The sequence below is a fragment of the Streptacidiphilus sp. EB129 genome, from assembly GCF_041262645.1.
GTDB lineage: Bacteria > Actinomycetota > Actinomycetes > Streptomycetales > Streptomycetaceae > Streptacidiphilus.
Map to the genome: position 1 here is coordinate 162,691 of NZ_JBGCCS010000010.1, position 15,204 is coordinate 177,894.

16 protein-coding genes are annotated in these 15,204 nt (G+C 70.3%); 3 read left to right on the forward strand and 13 right to left on the reverse strand.

What is annotated here, in order from left to right; genetic code table 11:
- Positions 1 to 329 precede the first annotated feature (329 nt).
- On the reverse strand, positions 330 to 1,586 hold the full coding sequence (locus ABH925_RS15435; RefSeq protein ID WP_370148227.1) for an alpha/beta hydrolase: 1,257 nt from the start codon (positions 1,584 to 1,586) through the stop codon (positions 330 to 332).
- A gap of 126 nt (positions 1,587 to 1,712) precedes the next feature.
- Here ABH925_RS15435 and ABH925_RS15440 point away from each other — a divergent pair, with 126 nt between their 5' ends.
- On the forward strand, positions 1,713 to 2,171 hold the full coding sequence (locus ABH925_RS15440) for a MarR family winged helix-turn-helix transcriptional regulator (protein ID WP_370148229.1): 459 nt from the start codon (positions 1,713 to 1,715) through the stop codon (positions 2,169 to 2,171).
- Between the two features lie 226 nt (positions 2,172 to 2,397).
- Complete coding sequence (locus ABH925_RS15445; protein ID WP_370148230.1) at positions 2,398 to 3,057, forward strand: DUF4360 domain-containing protein; 660 nt, start codon at positions 2,398 to 2,400, stop codon at positions 3,055 to 3,057.
- A 189-nt stretch (positions 3,058 to 3,246) separates the two neighbouring features.
- Here the strand turns inward: ABH925_RS15445 and ABH925_RS15450 are convergent, their stop codons facing one another.
- The 8 genes from ABH925_RS15450 to ABH925_RS15485 all read right to left on the reverse strand — a co-directional run bounded on the left by ABH925_RS15450 (position 3,247) and on the right by ABH925_RS15485 (position 9,891).
- Positions 3,247 to 3,513 carry a hypothetical protein gene (locus tag ABH925_RS15450; protein ID WP_370148232.1) on the reverse strand — a complete coding sequence of 89 codons (267 nt, stop codon included), beginning with the start codon at positions 3,511 to 3,513 and terminating at the stop codon, positions 3,247 to 3,249.
- Between the two features lie 67 nt (positions 3,514 to 3,580).
- Positions 3,581 to 4,081, reverse strand: coding sequence for a nuclear transport factor 2 family protein (locus tag ABH925_RS15455; RefSeq protein ID WP_370148233.1), 501 nt, complete (start codon positions 4,079 to 4,081; stop codon positions 3,581 to 3,583).
- A 76-nt stretch (positions 4,082 to 4,157) separates the two neighbouring features.
- On the reverse strand, positions 4,158 to 5,789 hold the full coding sequence (locus tag ABH925_RS15460) for an MFS transporter (RefSeq protein ID WP_370148234.1): 1,632 nt from the start codon (positions 5,787 to 5,789) through the stop codon (positions 4,158 to 4,160).
- A gap of 126 nt (positions 5,790 to 5,915) precedes the next feature.
- The gene (locus ABH925_RS15465; RefSeq protein WP_370148236.1) at positions 5,916 to 6,242 is read right to left on the reverse strand and encodes a hypothetical protein; all 327 of its coding nucleotides are present in this window, start codon (positions 6,240 to 6,242) and stop codon (positions 5,916 to 5,918) included.
- The gene (locus ABH925_RS15470) at positions 6,214 to 6,414 is read right to left on the reverse strand and encodes a hypothetical protein (RefSeq protein WP_370148238.1); all 201 of its coding nucleotides are present in this window, start codon (positions 6,412 to 6,414) and stop codon (positions 6,214 to 6,216) included. The genes ABH925_RS15465 and ABH925_RS15470 overlap by 29 nt, the downstream gene beginning before the upstream one ends.
- Positions 6,415 to 6,605: 191 nt before the next feature.
- Entirely contained in the window at positions 6,606 to 7,844 is a 1,239-nt protein-coding gene (locus tag ABH925_RS15475; protein WP_370148240.1) for an ABC transporter permease, read from the reverse strand.
- Positions 7,841 to 8,494 carry an ABC transporter ATP-binding protein gene (locus ABH925_RS15480; protein ID WP_370148315.1) on the reverse strand — a complete coding sequence of 218 codons (654 nt, stop codon included), beginning with the start codon at positions 8,492 to 8,494 and terminating at the stop codon, positions 7,841 to 7,843. The genes ABH925_RS15475 and ABH925_RS15480 overlap by 4 nt, the downstream gene beginning before the upstream one ends.
- A gap of 89 nt (positions 8,495 to 8,583) precedes the next feature.
- Positions 8,584 to 9,891, reverse strand: a complete 1,308-nt coding sequence (locus tag ABH925_RS15485; protein WP_370148241.1) for a hypothetical protein — start codon at positions 9,889 to 9,891, stop codon at positions 8,584 to 8,586.
- A gap of 91 nt (positions 9,892 to 9,982) precedes the next feature.
- Here ABH925_RS15485 and ABH925_RS15490 point away from each other — a divergent pair, with 91 nt between their 5' ends.
- Positions 9,983 to 10,720, forward strand: coding sequence for a response regulator transcription factor (locus tag ABH925_RS15490; RefSeq protein WP_370148243.1), 738 nt, complete (start codon positions 9,983 to 9,985; stop codon positions 10,718 to 10,720).
- 151 nt (positions 10,721 to 10,871) lie between these two features.
- Here the strand turns inward: ABH925_RS15490 and ABH925_RS15495 are convergent, their stop codons facing one another.
- The 4 genes from ABH925_RS15495 to ABH925_RS15510 all read right to left on the reverse strand — a co-directional run bounded on the left by ABH925_RS15495 (position 10,872) and on the right by ABH925_RS15510 (position 15,202).
- Positions 10,872 to 11,468 carry a hypothetical protein gene (locus ABH925_RS15495; protein ID WP_370148246.1) on the reverse strand — a complete coding sequence of 199 codons (597 nt, stop codon included), beginning with the start codon at positions 11,466 to 11,468 and terminating at the stop codon, positions 10,872 to 10,874.
- A 163-nt stretch (positions 11,469 to 11,631) separates the two neighbouring features.
- Positions 11,632 to 13,002 carry a carotenoid oxygenase family protein gene (locus tag ABH925_RS15500; RefSeq protein ID WP_370148247.1) on the reverse strand — a complete coding sequence of 457 codons (1,371 nt, stop codon included), beginning with the start codon at positions 13,000 to 13,002 and terminating at the stop codon, positions 11,632 to 11,634.
- A 453-nt stretch (positions 13,003 to 13,455) separates the two neighbouring features.
- Complete coding sequence (locus ABH925_RS15505; protein WP_370148250.1) at positions 13,456 to 14,031, reverse strand: TetR/AcrR family transcriptional regulator; 576 nt, start codon at positions 14,029 to 14,031, stop codon at positions 13,456 to 13,458.
- Positions 14,032 to 14,785: 754 nt separating this feature from the next.
- Complete coding sequence (locus ABH925_RS15510; RefSeq protein WP_370148251.1) at positions 14,786 to 15,202, reverse strand: DUF3224 domain-containing protein; 417 nt, start codon at positions 15,200 to 15,202, stop codon at positions 14,786 to 14,788.
- Positions 15,203 to 15,204: the final 2 nt, after the last annotated feature.

Below are 15,204 nucleotides of genomic sequence, written 5' to 3' on the forward strand. Positions count from 1 at the left end.
GAGCAATGACAACGTTGTCAATACTGAGCCTGATGCTGACAACGTTGCCAACCGGGTGTCAAAGAGCAGTCTTGGAGTCCTGCTGACGCCATGTCAACACAGATGACCCACAAATCTGAGCAGGATGGGGAACTGACAAGGAAACTGACGCTCCGTCAACAGGCTTGGTGGTGGGCTTGGCGGCAGCTCGAGAACCTCCTGCTCCCGGCTGGTGATCCCGGGCGCGAGCAACGTCCCTGGTGACCCCCCGGATCCGCACGACCAGCTCGCCCGGCGGGGAGTCCTTCATCCCGCCGGGCGCCGCCCCTGCGTTCGCGGCCCGGCTGGTGTCACATCCGGCGGGCGTCGGTGATCTGGGCGGGGGTGGTGCCGAGCCACCAGCTGGGGTTGGCGGTGCCGTCGGTGGTGCGGCCGTCACGGTGAACGTAGTGGCGTACATCGCGGCCCGTCTCGGCGAACTCGCCGTTCAGGGCTCGCTCAATCCACTCGGCGCCGAAGCGGAAGACCTCGGCGGCGGTGCCGCCCAGCGGGTGGAACTCGTTCTCGTAGACGCGCATCTCCTTGGGCGCTCGGATCCGCTCGTAGTTGGCCAGGGCCTGCTCCAGCTGGGTGAGCTCGTCGAACTCGCCGATGCCGTACAGCACCGGGCAGGTGATCTCCTGGACGAGGTCGCCGAGCGGCATGCGGGCGACCAGCTCGCGGTCGAAGGCATCCTCGTCGGTGTACCCGGCCATGAACATGTAGTTGTTCTTGAAGGTGGGCTGGGCCCGCTCGAAGATCGTCTGGAGGTCGCCGGTGACGGCCTCGAACGCGGCCAGCGCGGCGAGTCGGCGGTCGGCGGCGGCGGCGCGCGAACCCCAGTAGCCGCTCATCGAGATGCCGAACATGCCGATACGGGCCGGGTCGACCTGCGGGAGCGAGGCGAGGTGGTCCAGGTAGCGGCTGATCGCCCGCTCGTAGTTGGTGAGGTCGACGGTCAGCCCGTTCGCCCGGGACTCGCCCTGGCCCGGTCCCTCGATGGACAGGGCGACGATCCCGCGCGAGGTGTAGTACCGCTCGGCCGCATAGATGTAGTCCTCCTTGATCATGTCCATCCCCGGCCCGAGGATCACCGCAGGGGCGCCCTGCACCTCTCCGGCCGGAAGGTGCAACAGGCCGAAGATCTGGCCGCCCTCGAATTCGAGCACCACCCGGCGGACCCGGTCGCCCCGCAGCACACCCAGGCGCTCCACACAGTGGTTGGCGTGCTCGCGGAAAGCGAGCTTGCGCGGGTCGGCTGCGTCGAAGATCGAGTACTGGGCGCGGCCCCACATCACCGCGGCGCGCACGTACAGGTCCGCGGCGGTCTGGGCGAAGCCGCCCTGCTCGTGGTGGGCGGCTCGCTCCTCGGCCTGCCCGGCCACGGTGGCCCAGGCCTTGGGCAGCATCGCGCCACTCTGCACCAGGTCGAAGACCTTGTCGAAGTCGGTGTGGTCGTGGCCGAGCTGCTCCAGGGTTCCCTTGGCCTGGGGGTGCAGGGCGTCGAAGCCGCCCTGGGCGAGGGCGATGTCCAGGGCCCAGCTCTGACCGGTCGAACGAACAGTCATGACAGATGTCCTCTCTCGATGGGGTACCGGCATCCGCAATTCGATACCTAAGTACTTATTCATTAAGTACTTAGGCTAAGCTGCTTGTCAACTCACCCACTGACCCGCCGCCACGGAGACCGCCTGATGCCCGAGCCGCAGCCCACCCCCACCCGCGACCACGCCCTCGACCAGCTCGCTCGCGCCGCCTACAGCCTCAGCGCCGCCGACTCCCGCCTGCGCGGACGGGCCACCCGCACCCCCGGTGCGCTCTCCCTCACCCACGCGCGAGCACTGCGCGTTCTGGCCGAGACGGGCCCGCTCCCGATCGGCCATCTGGCCGCCGCCACCGAGACCACCGGCGCCGCCACCACCCAACTGGTCAACGGCCTCGCCGCAGCCGGCTACGTCACCCGCGAACGCCCGGCCGGCGACAAGAGATCAGTCGTGGTCACCCTCACCGACGCGGGCCGGCACCGCCATCACGAGCGCCAGGCCGCCCTCACCCAGGCACTCGACACCGCACTCGCACATCACGATGCCCTCGCCCTGGACACCGCGACCGACGTGCTGCGTCAACTGGCCGCCATCTACGACCGCCTATGACCACAAACCACGGCACATTCCGACGACGTTCACTTCACTGGTCACACCGGTGGCGGCGTCGCCGCACCGCAACGTGGTCACCCGGTCGGCTTCTCACATATGGCCGGAATCAGTGCTGTCTACGCGGCGCGGAGGGCTAGGGTGACAGTGCAAGGAGGGTATGTCATGCCCGCAACAATAGGGCAGGCACGACTCCCTCGGCGAACGCCGATCGAAAGGAACTCGAATGCTTCGTGCACTCGCGATGGGCGGTGCGGCCGCGTCGCTGCTCGCGTCCTCCATGGTCATCGGCACCACCGCCGCGCACGCGCGGACCGCGGACATCACCCCGCCCGGCGGGTTCACGATCTCCCTGGTCAGCGTCAACGGGTCGGGCTGCCCCGCCGGAACCGCATCCGTCGCGATCTCTCCCGACAACACCGCCTTCACCGTGACCTACAGCAACTACCTCGCCCAGGTCGGCGCCGGGGCGTCGCCGACCGATGGCCGCAAGAACTGCCAGCTCACCGCGCAGATCAACGCGCCGCAAGGCTTCACCTACGCGATCGCCGAGGCGGACTACCGCGGATACGCCTCACTCGCGAACGGCGCGACCGGAGAGGAACGGGCGAACTACTACTTCCAGGGCCAGACACAGACCGCCAGCGCCAGCCACGACTTCCCCGGCCCGATGGACGACGACTGGCAGGCCACCGACCAGACCGGGGTCGCCGCCCTGGTCTTCGCGCCATGCGGCGAGATCCGCGACCTGAACATCAACACCCAGCTGCTCGTGCACGCCGGAACGTCAGACCCCGCGACCACGAACAGCTACATGACCATGGACTCCACCGACGGCAGCGTCACCACCATCTACCACCTGTCCTGGAGGACGTGCCCCAGCTAACCTGCTCGCCACACCGCCCGGCCGCTCCCCAAGTTCGTCATCAGCGTCGACAGTCACGATCCCGGGCGTGTCCCACAGCACCGGTACATCCGGATGAGCCGCCGATCGGGGGAGGCCCACTGGGGGACGCAAACGGTCGGCGTGCGACACCGGATACATCCGACCGCCCGGAGGACGGGCGCGGCCGGCTCACCTGCGGCTTCCGTGCTGGGCGTAGGCGGCGAAGCCCACAACGGTCAGGAAGGCGGCCACCGTCGTGGAGGTGACGGTGCCGGGTTCCTGCACCATCCAGGTCAGCGCCCGTCCACCGACGGAATTCCGGGGCCCCACCGCGAGCATGAGCAGGGCCCAGCCGATGGAGGGGACCCAGGCCGCATGGGCCCCGAGGACCACGGCGTCGAGGGCGGTCAACGCGGTGAGCGCCAGGACGGCCTGTACGAGGCTGCCGAAGGACACGGCGTGAGCCCGCTGACCGGCGATCAGGTGAACGGCGGTCAGCAGACCGAGCCTGTCCTGCGGGCGGTCAGCCGACCGGCGGGGTCCAGCCGGACGGCAGGCCGGACTGGCTGAGCACGGCGGCCAGATTGTAGTAGTCCTTGTCCGAGGTCGCCCTGTTGCCGCCGACTCCGCCAAGGACGGTCGCCATCTGTACGGAGAAGGCCTTCGGTGCGCCCTTGATGTGCCCGGCGTACGTCGACTCGATGGTGATGTGGCGGCCGTCCTTGAAGACGTTCAGGATCGTGACGTGGGCATCGGAGATGAGCCGGTCGGTCTTCGTCTTCCAGCCGGAGATCTGCTGAGGCCCGGAGAAGGTGACGCCGACCGCCTCGTCGGTGTACGTGCCGTTGGCGGTGAAGACCCTGCCGAGCGCGGCCGGGTCGGTGCCGTTCCAGGCCGCGGCCCAGGAGTCGACGACGCGGGGAACGCCATGGTGGTCGTCGGCGAACGCGGTGCCGGCCACGCCGGTGACTGCGAACGCGCTCGCCGCCAGAGCGATCAGAGCGTGGGGAGAGCGGAGGTTCATGGTCGTTTCCTTCAGGGGTTGGTGTGGTGTGCGATTGATGGGGTGGTGCGTGGCGCCTCGGCCGTGGCCGCGTTTCTCAGAGCGCCATTGCCTGCGTGGGCTCGGTGGGCGTCTCCACCCGCGGGATGAAGACGGCGGCCAGTAGTGCCGCGCCGGCGGCGATGGCCGCGGCCCCCGTGAAAGCGGCCTGGAAGCCGTGGTTGACGGCGACGGCGGTGGGAACGGCCCCGGTGCGACCGGCGGCCACAGCGCTCAGGACGGCCAGGCCGACCGCGCCGCCGATCTGTTGGGCGGTGTTGATCAGTCCGCCGGCCAGCCCGGCGTCGGCGCTCGGCACCTTGGCGGCAGCGACGACGTTCACCGCCACGAACGCCAGTCCCAGGCCGGTGCCCACCAGCAGGGCGGGGCCGAGGATGGCGCCGGCGAACGTCCCGGCCACCGGAGCGGTCGAGAGCCGGCCAAGGCCGGCCGCGAGCAGCAGCAGCCCGGTGACCAGCACGGTCCGGATGCCGATCCGGGCCGCCAGCTTCGGCGCCAGTGACGCGGCAGTGACGATCGACATCGCCAGTGGCAGCTGGGTGACCCCGGCCTTGAGGGACGAGTAGTGCAGGATCTGCTGCATGTAGAGCGACAGGAAGAAGAACAGGCCAACGGTCGCCGATCCCACGGTGGCCATCACCAGGTTCGCGGAAGTCACCGTGCGCAGGCGGAAGATGCGGAGCGGAACCAGCGGGTGGGCAACCACTCGCTGGATGGCGACGAAGGTCGCGAGCAGGACGGCGCCGGCGGCCAGCGCGGCCAGCACCGTGGTCGAGGCCCAGCCCTTGTCGTTGCCCTGTGACAGGCCGTAGACGATGGAGGCCAGGCCGGCGGTCAGGGAAACGGCGCCCGGCAGGTCCACCCGGCCGCCGGTGCGTCCGCCTCCGGGCACGAACCGCAGCGCGCCGGCGGCCACAACGGCCGCGACGGGCAGGTTCACGAAGAAGATCGACGGCCATCCGAACGTGCCGGTGAGCACGCCGCCCAGCAGCACCCCCGCTGCGCCGCCGGTGCCGGCGACCGCACCCCACACCCCGAGCGCCTTGGCCCGCTCGGAACCGGTGAACAGTGTGGTCACCAGGGACAGCGCGGCCGGCGACATGAGGGCCGCCGCTGATCCCTCTACGGCCCGGGCCGCGATCAGCATGCCAGCTGACGTGGCCAGAGCGGCCGCCCCTGAGGCGATCGCGAAGCCGGCCAGTCCTGTCAGGAATGTCGCGCGACGGCCGCGCAGGTCGGCGATCCGACCGCCGAGCATCAGCAGCCCACCGAACGTGAGGACGTAGGCCGTGATCACCCACGTCAGCGCCGAAGCGCCCACGTGAAGGCCGGTGCCCATCCCGGGGAGCGCGATATTCACGATCGACGCGTCCAGCACGACCATGAACTGCGCGACGGCGAGCACGGCGAGCGCGGCCCACCGTCGCGGGTAGCGGTTGGCGTCGACTGGAGCGTCGGCCTTGGGTCGGGCGGCGACATCGGATCGCGACCTGGCCTGCCCGGGGGCCGCCACCGACGGGGCTGTGCTGCGGTTCCTGGAGTCGACGGCAGCCCCGGTCAGGTCGGCCGACCTGGCCCCGGGGCGCGCGGCGCCGGCCAGGACCGCGGGCGCGGCTGTCGGGCGTGGGGCGGGCGGTGTGTGCGCCGGCTGTGTGCGGTGGAGGTTCATGGCGCACAGCCTCGTGCGGGGCGGTGTCCACTATCCAGGACCGGCGGGGACAGTGACTGTCCACTCCTGTCCACTCCTGTCCACACCTGTCCGCCCCGCCCCACCGCAGGCGCGCGCCCGCCGTCGTCATCGGGGACCGTGCAGCTCCTGCTGCCACAGGGCTTCGCACAGCAGGTCCAAGCCCTGACGCACATGTCGCCGGTAAGTCCCGCACGGAAGGCCCAGACGGCGGGCCGCGGCCTCCTGAGCAGGCGCACCGGAGAAGCAACCCGCCACCAGAGCCTCCCGGGCACGCACACCACGCGGGTCACCGGCGAGATCGTCCACAGCCCCGCGCAGCAACGCCCGCAGCTCTTCCACAGGGCTGCTGAAGTCGGCCGCCAGACGGGTGCGCATCAGCGCGCAGACCGCAAACGCCACCGGGTCACGCCAGTACGCCAGCGCCTCGCGCACAGCCTGGGTCGAACGCGGAGTGCGAGACAGCGGACGGCCCGGGCAGGGCAGGGACGTCGGTGGCCGTGATGAAACGGCCGAGCCAGGTCTCGACCGGCACCTGACGCCAGTCCACGCCGAACAGCCCGTAGGTGTGCTCACCGACCCGCGGCCGCGCACCGGTGTCACTCACGGTCCCGTTGACACGCTCCCCTCCCCACGTTCCCACACCGGACGGACCTGCCCGGAGATCCCCTTCAAGCCTCGCCGGTCGCGGCAAGGCACGAACAGCGGCGCACCGGCTCGCCACACCGACCCGGCCGCAGCCAACGGCGGTCGCTTCCCCCGCGATGCACCGGCCCGATTCAACACCGGGCGGCCGCATCAGGTGGAGGCGAGGGCTTCGGTGGGGGTGAGCCGGGAGGCGCGGATGGAGGGGTAGACGCCGGCGATCACGCCGACCAGGATCGCGCCTCCAAGGCCCTCGGCCACCGATGCGACCGAGATGATCGTGGGCCAGTGCTGGTAGGTGGTGTAGCCGATGGTGGCCAGGATGCCGAGGACAGCGCCGGCCAGGCCGCCGAGCCCGGACAGGACTGCGGACTCGGTCAGGAACTGGCTTCTGATCTGGCCGCGGTTGGCGCCCAGCGCGCGACGCAGGCCGATCTCGCGGCGGCGTTCCAGGACGGAGATGACCATCGTGTTGGCCACTCCGATGCCGCCGACCAGCAGAGCGACCCCGGCGAGCCCGAGGAAGAGGGCGGAGTAGGTGGTCTGGGCGTCGCGTTTGGCGGCAAGGGCGTCCGAGGGACTGCTGACCAGGACCATGCCGGGCAGCTGCGGATAGATCGTGGCGGGCAGGACGCCGCGCACCGCCTCCATCGCGGACTCCCTGGCCTTGAGGTAGATCACCGTGGGGTGGCCGTCGAAGTCGAGCTGGGTGCGGGCCGCGTCCCATCCGACCAGGACGGAGCGGTCGATGTCAGGGGACAGGGGGGTTGGCGCGAGGATGCCGATGACGGTGAACCAGCGCTGGTTGAGGTAGATCTGCGCCGCCGGCATTCCTGGATTGACCTGCGAGAGGCCGAGACGGGTGGCAGCGACTGATCCCAGGACCGCGGTGGGGAAGCCCTCGGTGGCGGCACTGAGGAACTGCCCCGACTGGACTGTGGCGTTGATGGCGGACAGCAGGTTGAGCTTGCTGGCCAGGACGGTCAGGCCCTCGTAGTCGGCCTGGGCGACCTGGTCGGATCGGTGCACGGCGGCATGGGTGTTGGCCACGGCGCTGGCGGTGCTCACCGGGCCGATCCGGCTGACCATGTCGACCGACTCCGGCGGGAGCAGCACCGGCGGTGTCTGATTGGGGGCCGGTTCGGCCTGGAGCATGTTCGTACCCAGGGCGGAGATCTGGTCGAGCAGGGCCTTCTGGCTGGAGGCGGGGATGCCGGTGACCACGATCATCGTGGCGATGCCGATGGAGATGCCGAGTGCCGACAGTGCGGCGCGCATCTTGCGGGTGCGCACGCCCAGCAGACCCAGGTGCAGGATGTCCAGCGGGCCCAGTCGCACGGGCGGGCCGCTTCTCCGCTCCCCCGCGAGGTGTGCGGTCAGGGGGGTGGTCATGACTGGTTGTCCCTACGGGTGTCGGCGAGGAGTCTGCCGTCGAGGATCTCCACCCGGCGCGGCAGCTGTCGGGCGATGCCGGGGTCGTGGGTGATCACCGCGATGGTGGCCCCCTCATCGTTCAAGCTGGTCAGCAGCTCCAGCACGGCGTGTCCGTTGGCCGTGTCCAGTGCGCCGGTGGGCTCGTCGGCCAGCACGAGGGCGGGGTTGTTGACCAGCGCCCGGGCGATGGCCACACGCTGCTTCTCGCCGCCGGAGAGCTGATGCGGCTGATGCTCGGTGCGGTGCGCCAGGCCGACCCGCAGGAGCGCCTGCAGGGCCAGTGGCCGGCGCTTACGGCGCGGCACCCCGGCGTAGAGCAGCCCGGTGGCCACGTTCTCGGCGGCGGTCAGTCCGTCGGTCAGGTGGAACTGCTGGAAGACGAAGCCGAGCCAGCGCCCGCGCAGCGCGGACAGTCGGCGGTCCGAGAGTGCCGCCGCGTCGTGGCCGCCGATCTCCACCGTGCCGCTGGTGGGCCGGTCCAGGGTGCCCATGATGTTGAGCAGCGTGGACTTCCCGGAGCCTGAGGGTCCTGTGATGGCGAGCATTTCTCCGGTTGCGATGGTGAGCGAGACGTCGTCCAGTGCCTTGACTCCGCCGGAATAGGCCATGCTCACGTTGCGCACGGCGAGCACGGGCCCGTCGTGGTCGCGCACGGGACGGCTGGTGTCGCCGCCGGCGGTCCTGGTGGTGGGACTGGTCATGAGGAGGCGACCACCTTCAGGCCAGGGGCGATGCCGGTGCCGCTGATCTCGACAAGTCCTTTGGAGAACAGGCCTGTTCTGATCGCGATCAGATGTCCCCCGGGCAGCTGGACCGCATAGCCGCCGCCGCTGAGTGCCAGCAGCGCACTGACCGGCACCACCAGGACGCCCTTGTGGGTCTGCGTGGTGAACTGCACCTGGACGGGGGCGGCGTTCAGGCGGTGCACCTCGGCGGTGTCGTCCAGTGACAGGGTCACATTGACCTTGGCGGAACCGGGGTCCGTGGCGCCGCCGGCGTCGGACCCCGGGTCGGTGGCGGCGCTCGTGCTGATGGCCGCGACGGTGGCGGTGGTCGTGGAGTTGTCCGGCAGCACCACGGTGGCCCGGTCACCGCTGTTGATCGCGTTGACGTCAGTCGCGTCCACCGGGACGGACACCGTCTTGCTGGTACTGGTGACCGACATCAGGGGTTCGGCGGCCGGGTCACCGACCTGGGCCTGCACAGCACTGATCCGCACCGGTCCCGGTACGACCGCCACATCGCCGATTCCCAGCACCCCGGTGGCCGGTATGCCGACATGGTCCTGCCAGTGCTTGACAGCGGCGATGAGCGAAGCGGTGAGCACCCCGTCGCCCTGCCTGACCCGGACCGGCGGCGGGGCCGTCTGCGGGTTCGAGGCCTGCTGGGTCGGCGGCGCGTCCGGCGTCGGCTGCGGCTTTGAACCCGATGGCCGTGCACCGCTCGCGGACGGCTCCGCACCGGCGGCCGGGAGGTCGGATGCCGACCTGCCGGAGTTCTGGGCGATCAGTGTGCCCGGGGCCGGCTGGACGCCGACGTCGTAGCCGAGCGCCGTGAGGTTGTCGGCGACGACCTTCACGTCCTCACCCGTCATACCCATGTGGTCCAGCGTCCGAAAGAGCGGGGTGACCCCGTAGAACACGGCCACGGGAACGCCGTTCACCTCGTACAGGGGCTTCCCCCTGGACACGGTGGTCCCCATGGAGGGCAGTTGGGTGATCAGGCCGTCCTTGGCCCCCTTGACGGGCTTGGCATCGCCGTACCCCAGGGTGCCGTTCAGGCTCAGGGTGTCGGACAGGTCCGTCCGCGTCACCGAGACGGTTGTGGCATCCGTTGCCCTGCTCGCCGCAGGAGGGCCAGGCCTCCTGCCGGCCGCCCAGCCGACCAGCCCCACGCCGGCAACGCTCGCCGTGAGCAGCGCTGTGACGACGATGGCCGCCTTCTTCTTCGATTTCCTCGGCTCGCCGCTGTCAGCCGGCCCGGCCTCGGCACGCTCATTCGACATGGCGGTCATCATCGTCAACAGATATGAGCGTCCTGTCAGATGACCGTGAGCAACCTGCCCGGATCGCACGTGGAGTCCTAGGATCCGCTGCATGTGCGCACATGTGCTGGTTGCCGAGGACGACGCCAAGCAGGCGAAGGTGATCAGCCTCTATCTGGAGAGCGAGGGCCACACCGTTGTCGTGGTCCACGACGGCCGCGCGGCCCTGGACCAGGCCCGCCGCCGGCGGCCCGACCTGCTGGTCCTGGATGTCATGATGCCGGTGGTCGACGGTCTGGACGTCTGCCGCGTGCTGCGAGCGGAATCCGATCTCCCGATCCTGATGCTCACCGCCCGCACCACCGAGGCGGACCTCCTGCTCGGCCTCGACCTGGGCGCCGACGACTACATGACCAAGCCTTACAGCCCCCGCGAGCTCATGGCCCGCATCCGCACCCTGCTGCGCCGCGGCCGGCTCGCCGCCCCGGCGCCGGGCCGCACGGAAGACCCCGAGGTGCTGCGGGTCGGACCCCTGACCGTGGACAGGCGCGGCCACGTCGTGGGCCTGAGCGGGCGTGAGATCTACTGTACGCCTGGGGAGTTCGAGGTTCTCTCGGTCCTGGCCGCGCAACCGGACCGGGTCTTCACCCGTCGGCAACTGCTCGCGCAGGCCCACGGCTCGGACCAGTTCATCACCGAGCGCACCATAGACGCCCATGTCCTGAACCTGCGCAAGAAGCTCGAACCCGACCCGCGCCGACCCGTACACCTGGTGACCGTCTTCGGGATCGGTTACAAGCTCACCGACGGTTCAGGCGCTTCGCCGGGGGCGCGACACCGTGCGCGCTGAGGCCTGCGGGCTGAAGTGTCCCTGCGCAGAAGCCTGCTGGTACCACCGACCCGGGGACGGGCTTCACCGCACGGTTGCCCACTGAGAACACGGCCACGGCCGCCGACGGCCCGGGGCCCGGTGCGCAGGTCCCGGGCCGTCTGCCGCGCCCCTACTTGTTGCCGCCGAACGCCTGGACCTGACACGTCGACACGGCGGTACCGAAGTTGGGTGCGCCCAGGTCGCCGCCGTGGACCAGGGCCCACCCGGAGCCGTCCGGAACCGCCTCCGACTGGATGCCGTGGCTGTTCATGCACTGCACCATGGTCCGCAGGTCGTCGCTGTAGTGCGGGTTCTTGGCCGGGTCCAGTTCCGGTGGGTCCAGCGGCAGTTTCGACAGGCATGCCCGCCCTGCCGGGGTGTTGGGATTCTGCTTCCACTGCAGCACGGCATCCGGCCCCCCCTTCTGCGTCAGGCAGGCTGTATGGGCGGCATACATCCGGTTGATGTCGTCCTGGGAGCTGTCCAAGCGGATCTGGGGGCGCCCGGAGTCAGGGTCGGTGGTCGGCGGGGCCGGGGTGGCGCCGCTCGCACCCGGGGCGGGGATCGAGGCGACAGCGCCGCTACCGGCGGCTGCGGCGCCACCCCCGCCACCCGAACTGCCGCAGGCGGTCAGGACGACACATGCCGTCGCGCCAACGGCGGCGAGCAACGCGGCGCGGCACGCGCCGCGGTGCTCCGACCGGAACCAGAGAGTGGGATTCGACATGACTCCCAGCCTGGCCCGCAGGTGTGAGGGTCTCGTCAGACTGCTATGAGCGGCCTGTGCTGATCTGCGGGGGTGCCTCAGACCCGCCGGTCCTGGACTGCACGGCATCTGATCACCGTTCACGCCGGCCGGAGGCAGTGCGTGCAGGAGTCGGTGTGCCTCCTCACGGTGTGTCAGCCCTGGTGTCGTCCCGGGTGCTGTCGGGGATCCAGGAGCCGTGGAGGCCGGCGCTCACCCGGTGGGGCAGGTGGACGGTGGCGATCCGGTCGAGGCCGGAGGCGTCGAGGACCAGCAGTTGGGAGGCGTTCTGCTTGAGGTCGGAGACGACGGTGAGCAGGTAGCCGTCGTCCTCGCGGGTGGCTCCGGCGGCGGGGACGAAGACGGCCTCGCTGGGCAGGCGGGCGTCACCGGCCTGGTGGATTCGGCGGGCACCGGTGGCGCGGTCGTACTTGACGATGCCGTAGCCGCCGAAGCCCTCTTCGTCGGGGAAGGAGACGGCGTACTGGTAGCGGTTCTCCGCGCCGAGGTACGCCTCGTTGAGGGTGGGGAACTCCACCGGCAGGTCGTCGATGATCTGCTCGTCGACGCTGCCGGCCGCCATGTCGAGCACCCAGCGGCGGGTGTAGGAGCGGGCGACAGGCTCGGCACCGCGCCCGGGCGCGCCGGTCCACCAGTTCCAGGAGAGCTGGAATCCCTCGCGGTCGACGGTGGGGCCTTCCAGCACGATGCGGCCCTGGGTGTCCTCGTAGGCGTTGGCGACATGCAGCAGGTTGCCCGGTTCGATGGAGAACCAGCGGACGTTTCGGGCGCCGTCGTTGCCCCGTGGCATGACGCCGATGCGGGCGGGCTGCCGGTCGCTCCAGCCGTAGGGGATTCCGGAGTGCTCGGCGGGCTCGAAGGTGACGTTGCCCTCGACGAAGACCACGTGGTGGCGGGTGATGGCGAAGTCGTGCTTGAGTGAGGCGGTCGCCCCGGGGACCTCGGCACTGTGGACGATCTCGCCCTTGGCGTCGGCGACGTAGTACACCAGGTGGGGCGGGAACGGCGAGGACCCGAAGAAGTGGAGCTCCCCCGTTGCCGGGTCCTCCTTGGGGTGCGCGGTCATCGCGGTGCGCAGCTTGCCGTTGAAGTCGTGGGCGCCGACCGTTTCCAGTTCCCGGGTGAGCTCGAAGGGAACATTGGCCTCGCACAGGGCGAGGAGCCGTCCAGCATGTTCGATGACGTGGGTGCCTGCGGCGCTGGCGGTCAGGTCGGGTCCGTGGTCGGTCATGTAGGGGGCGCCGTCGAGGGCCGGGGTGTGCACCCAGCGGTTGCGGTACCACTCGGCACGGCCGTCGCGCAGCCGGATGCCGTGGACCATGCCGCTGCCCTTGAACCAGTGGGTGGGGGTGACGCCGGGCTTGGGGTTGTGGCCGTTGCGGAGCAGTCGGCCGGTCAGCTCCGGGGGCAGGATGCCCTCGACGGCGAGCCTGGTGGCGGTGATCTCCTCGGCCACGGGGGTGTAGTGGCCGGTCAGGTACGGCTTGCTGCTCATAGGGGAGCCTCTCTCTGGATTCTTCTCAGATGATGTGCGGGCTGGGTGAGGTCAGTTGCTGCGCTGTTCGGAGGGGCCTTGAACTGATGGCATGCGTCGGTGGTGCGGTTGACCTCGCCAGGCCGTAGCCGTTGACCACCCAGGTGTGCCGCTGTGTGTGGCGGGCGGTGTGTGCGCCGTCTGTGTGCGGTGGGGGTTCATGGCGCACAGCCTCGTGCGGGGCGGTGTCCACTTTCCAGGACCGGCGGGGGCGGTGACTGTCCACTCCTGTCCGCACCTGTCCGCCCCGCCCTGCCGCAGGCGTGCGCCCGCCGCCGTCATCGGGGACCGTTCAGTTCCTGCAAGTCGGCCGCCAGACGGGTGCGCATCAGCGCGCAGACCGCAAACGCCGCCGGGTGCGCCGGTGCGCCGGCGCCTCGCGCACAGCCGATGAGGTCCCGGGTGCCGCCGCCCTCAGTGCCGGTCGGTGCTCAGGCCGTCCAGGGTGAGGTCGAGGAGGCGTTCGGCCTGCTCTCGCTGTTCCGGCTTTCCGGAGGCGAGTGCGATGCCGGTCAGGGCGGCGAACATGTCGGTGGCGCCGATGTCGGAGCGGATGGTGCCGGCTTCGACGCCGGCGGCCAGGAGTGAGGTCAGGGCGACCAGCATCATCTCGTGGCTCTGGGCGTAGGGGTTGACGCCGGATTCGACGACGGCGCGCAGGGCGTCGGCCATGCCGAGCTTGGCGGTCGCGTAGTCGATGAAGCGGCCCATCCAGGCGCGCAGGGCCTCACGCGGGGCCAGCGCGGCCAGCAGGTCAGGGGCCGCGTCGCACAACCGGCTCAGCTCGTTGCGGTAGGCGGCCTCGATCAGGAGCTCCCGGGTGGGGAAGTTGCGGTAGAGCGTGCCGGAGCCGACGCCGGCCTCCTTGGCGATGCGCTCCAGGTGCGCGTCCAGCCCCTCCTCGGCGAAGACGCGCACCGCGGCCAAGAGGATCTTGTCCCGGTTGCGCTGCGCGTCAGCCCGCAGCGGGCGCCCCGTCCCTGTGACCATCCGTGGTCTCCTGTCATCCCGGCTTGCTAACCGGCGACGCCTCCACTTAAAGTGAGGGAAGTGGAGGCGCCTCCACTTCTACTCTAGGGCATACCCGCCCGCATCGGCGCGCCTGCACGCATGCGTCCCACACCCCCTGACATCGCGCGGCCACGGCCAGCGGTCCCGGGAACAACGACTGGGCCACCGGCCCCGGCCCTGTCACGGCCTGGGCCTTTCACATCTGTCCGCGCGATTCCCGCCGCAAAACCCAGCGCGCGGGAAATCCGCCGCCTCATAGGAGGGAGGTCGGCACGTCGAGGGAGGTTCTCATGACCGTAGTCATAGTCGCCGTGGTGGTCGCGGCCATGCTGGTGTGCAGCTGCGTGCTGTTCCTGCGCAAGAGGGGGCGTTCGCGTCGGTGGCCGCACCAGGTCCTCATGGCCGGGGAACCAGCTCCTCGCCGCGGCCCAGAGCGGGGACGAGGCGTCGATCGCCGCACTGGTCTCAGACGCGCATCCGCGCGTCCAGCGTTTCGCGTTCTCGGTGGAGCCCGACGCAACGGACGGGGCCGGCAACGGCGCTGGGGCGGCGCCGTGGGCGGGTTCGCCGCCGGGTCGCCGACCTCACCGTTACGGCCCCTGCCCGGGCATCCATTGCGGCAGGCCGGAGCCGACGAGGCCTCCCATGCGTGTGCGGGCGTCCGGATCCGCGGTGCGGGGACGCTGGCACGCGCGCCGGGTCCGTGGGGAGGCAGACCCTGATGCGGGGCGGCTCATTCGAACCAGTAGTCGAGGTGGACCTGGGCGCCCTCGCCCAGGTTGGCGCGGAAGCCGCCGGTACCGCGCAGCCCGGCCAGTTGGCCGGTGCCCGATCCGGGCACCACGAACCAGTCACCGGTGACGACACTGCCCTCCAAGGTGCCGGCGTCCTGCAGCAGGAACGTTCCCTTCCGGCCGCCGAGCGTGCCGCTGACCCGCTCGATGCCGACGAACCCGGCCGACCCGTCGGCGCGGGAGGCCTGCAGGAACTCGACCACCCCCTCGCCCTCGATATCGCCGCTGAAACTCTCCTCCACGTGGATCCTGGTCAGGGTCGGCCCTTCGGCCGGCTCGTCATAGGCCACGGGCTCGTACTTGTTCACGGAGATGACCGCGTTCGCGCGCACAGTTCCATCGCCGGAATCGCTCATGC

Coding starts and splice junctions, on each gene's coding strand:
- ABH925_RS15475 (WP_370148240.1), bottom strand. CDS start 7,844: ATGACCACCCCCCTGACCGCACACCTCGCGGGGGAGCGGAGAAGCGGC.
- ABH925_RS15490 (WP_370148243.1), top strand. CDS start 9,983: ATGTGCGCACATGTGCTGGTTGCCGAGGACGACGCCAAGCAGGCGAAG.
- ABH925_RS15480 (WP_370148315.1), bottom strand. CDS start 8,494: ATGGCCTATTCCGGCGGAGTCAAGGCACTGGACGACGTCTCGCTCACC.
- ABH925_RS15495 (WP_370148246.1), bottom strand. CDS start 11,468: ATGTCGAATCCCACTCTCTGGTTCCGGTCGGAGCACCGCGGCGCGTGC.
- ABH925_RS15435 (WP_370148227.1), bottom strand. CDS start 1,586: ATGACTGTTCGTTCGACCGGTCAGAGCTGGGCCCTGGACATCGCCCTC.
- ABH925_RS15505 (WP_370148250.1), bottom strand. CDS start 14,031: ATGGTCACAGGGACGGGGCGCCCGCTGCGGGCTGACGCGCAGCGCAAC.
- ABH925_RS15455 (WP_370148233.1), bottom strand. CDS start 4,081: ATGAACCTCCGCTCTCCCCACGCTCTGATCGCTCTGGCGGCGAGCGCG.
- ABH925_RS15440 (WP_370148229.1), top strand. CDS start 1,713: ATGCCCGAGCCGCAGCCCACCCCCACCCGCGACCACGCCCTCGACCAG.
- ABH925_RS15500 (WP_370148247.1), bottom strand. CDS start 13,002: ATGAGCAGCAAGCCGTACCTGACCGGCCACTACACCCCCGTGGCCGAG.
- ABH925_RS15460 (WP_370148234.1), bottom strand. CDS start 5,789: ATGAACCTCCACCGCACACAGCCGGCGCACACACCGCCCGCCCCACGC.
- ABH925_RS15510 (WP_370148251.1), bottom strand. CDS start 15,202: ATGAGCGATTCCGGCGATGGAACTGTGCGCGCGAACGCGGTCATCTCC.
- ABH925_RS15445 (WP_370148230.1), top strand. CDS start 2,398: ATGCTTCGTGCACTCGCGATGGGCGGTGCGGCCGCGTCGCTGCTCGCG.
- ABH925_RS15485 (WP_370148241.1), bottom strand. CDS start 9,891: ATGTCGAATGAGCGTGCCGAGGCCGGGCCGGCTGACAGCGGCGAGCCG.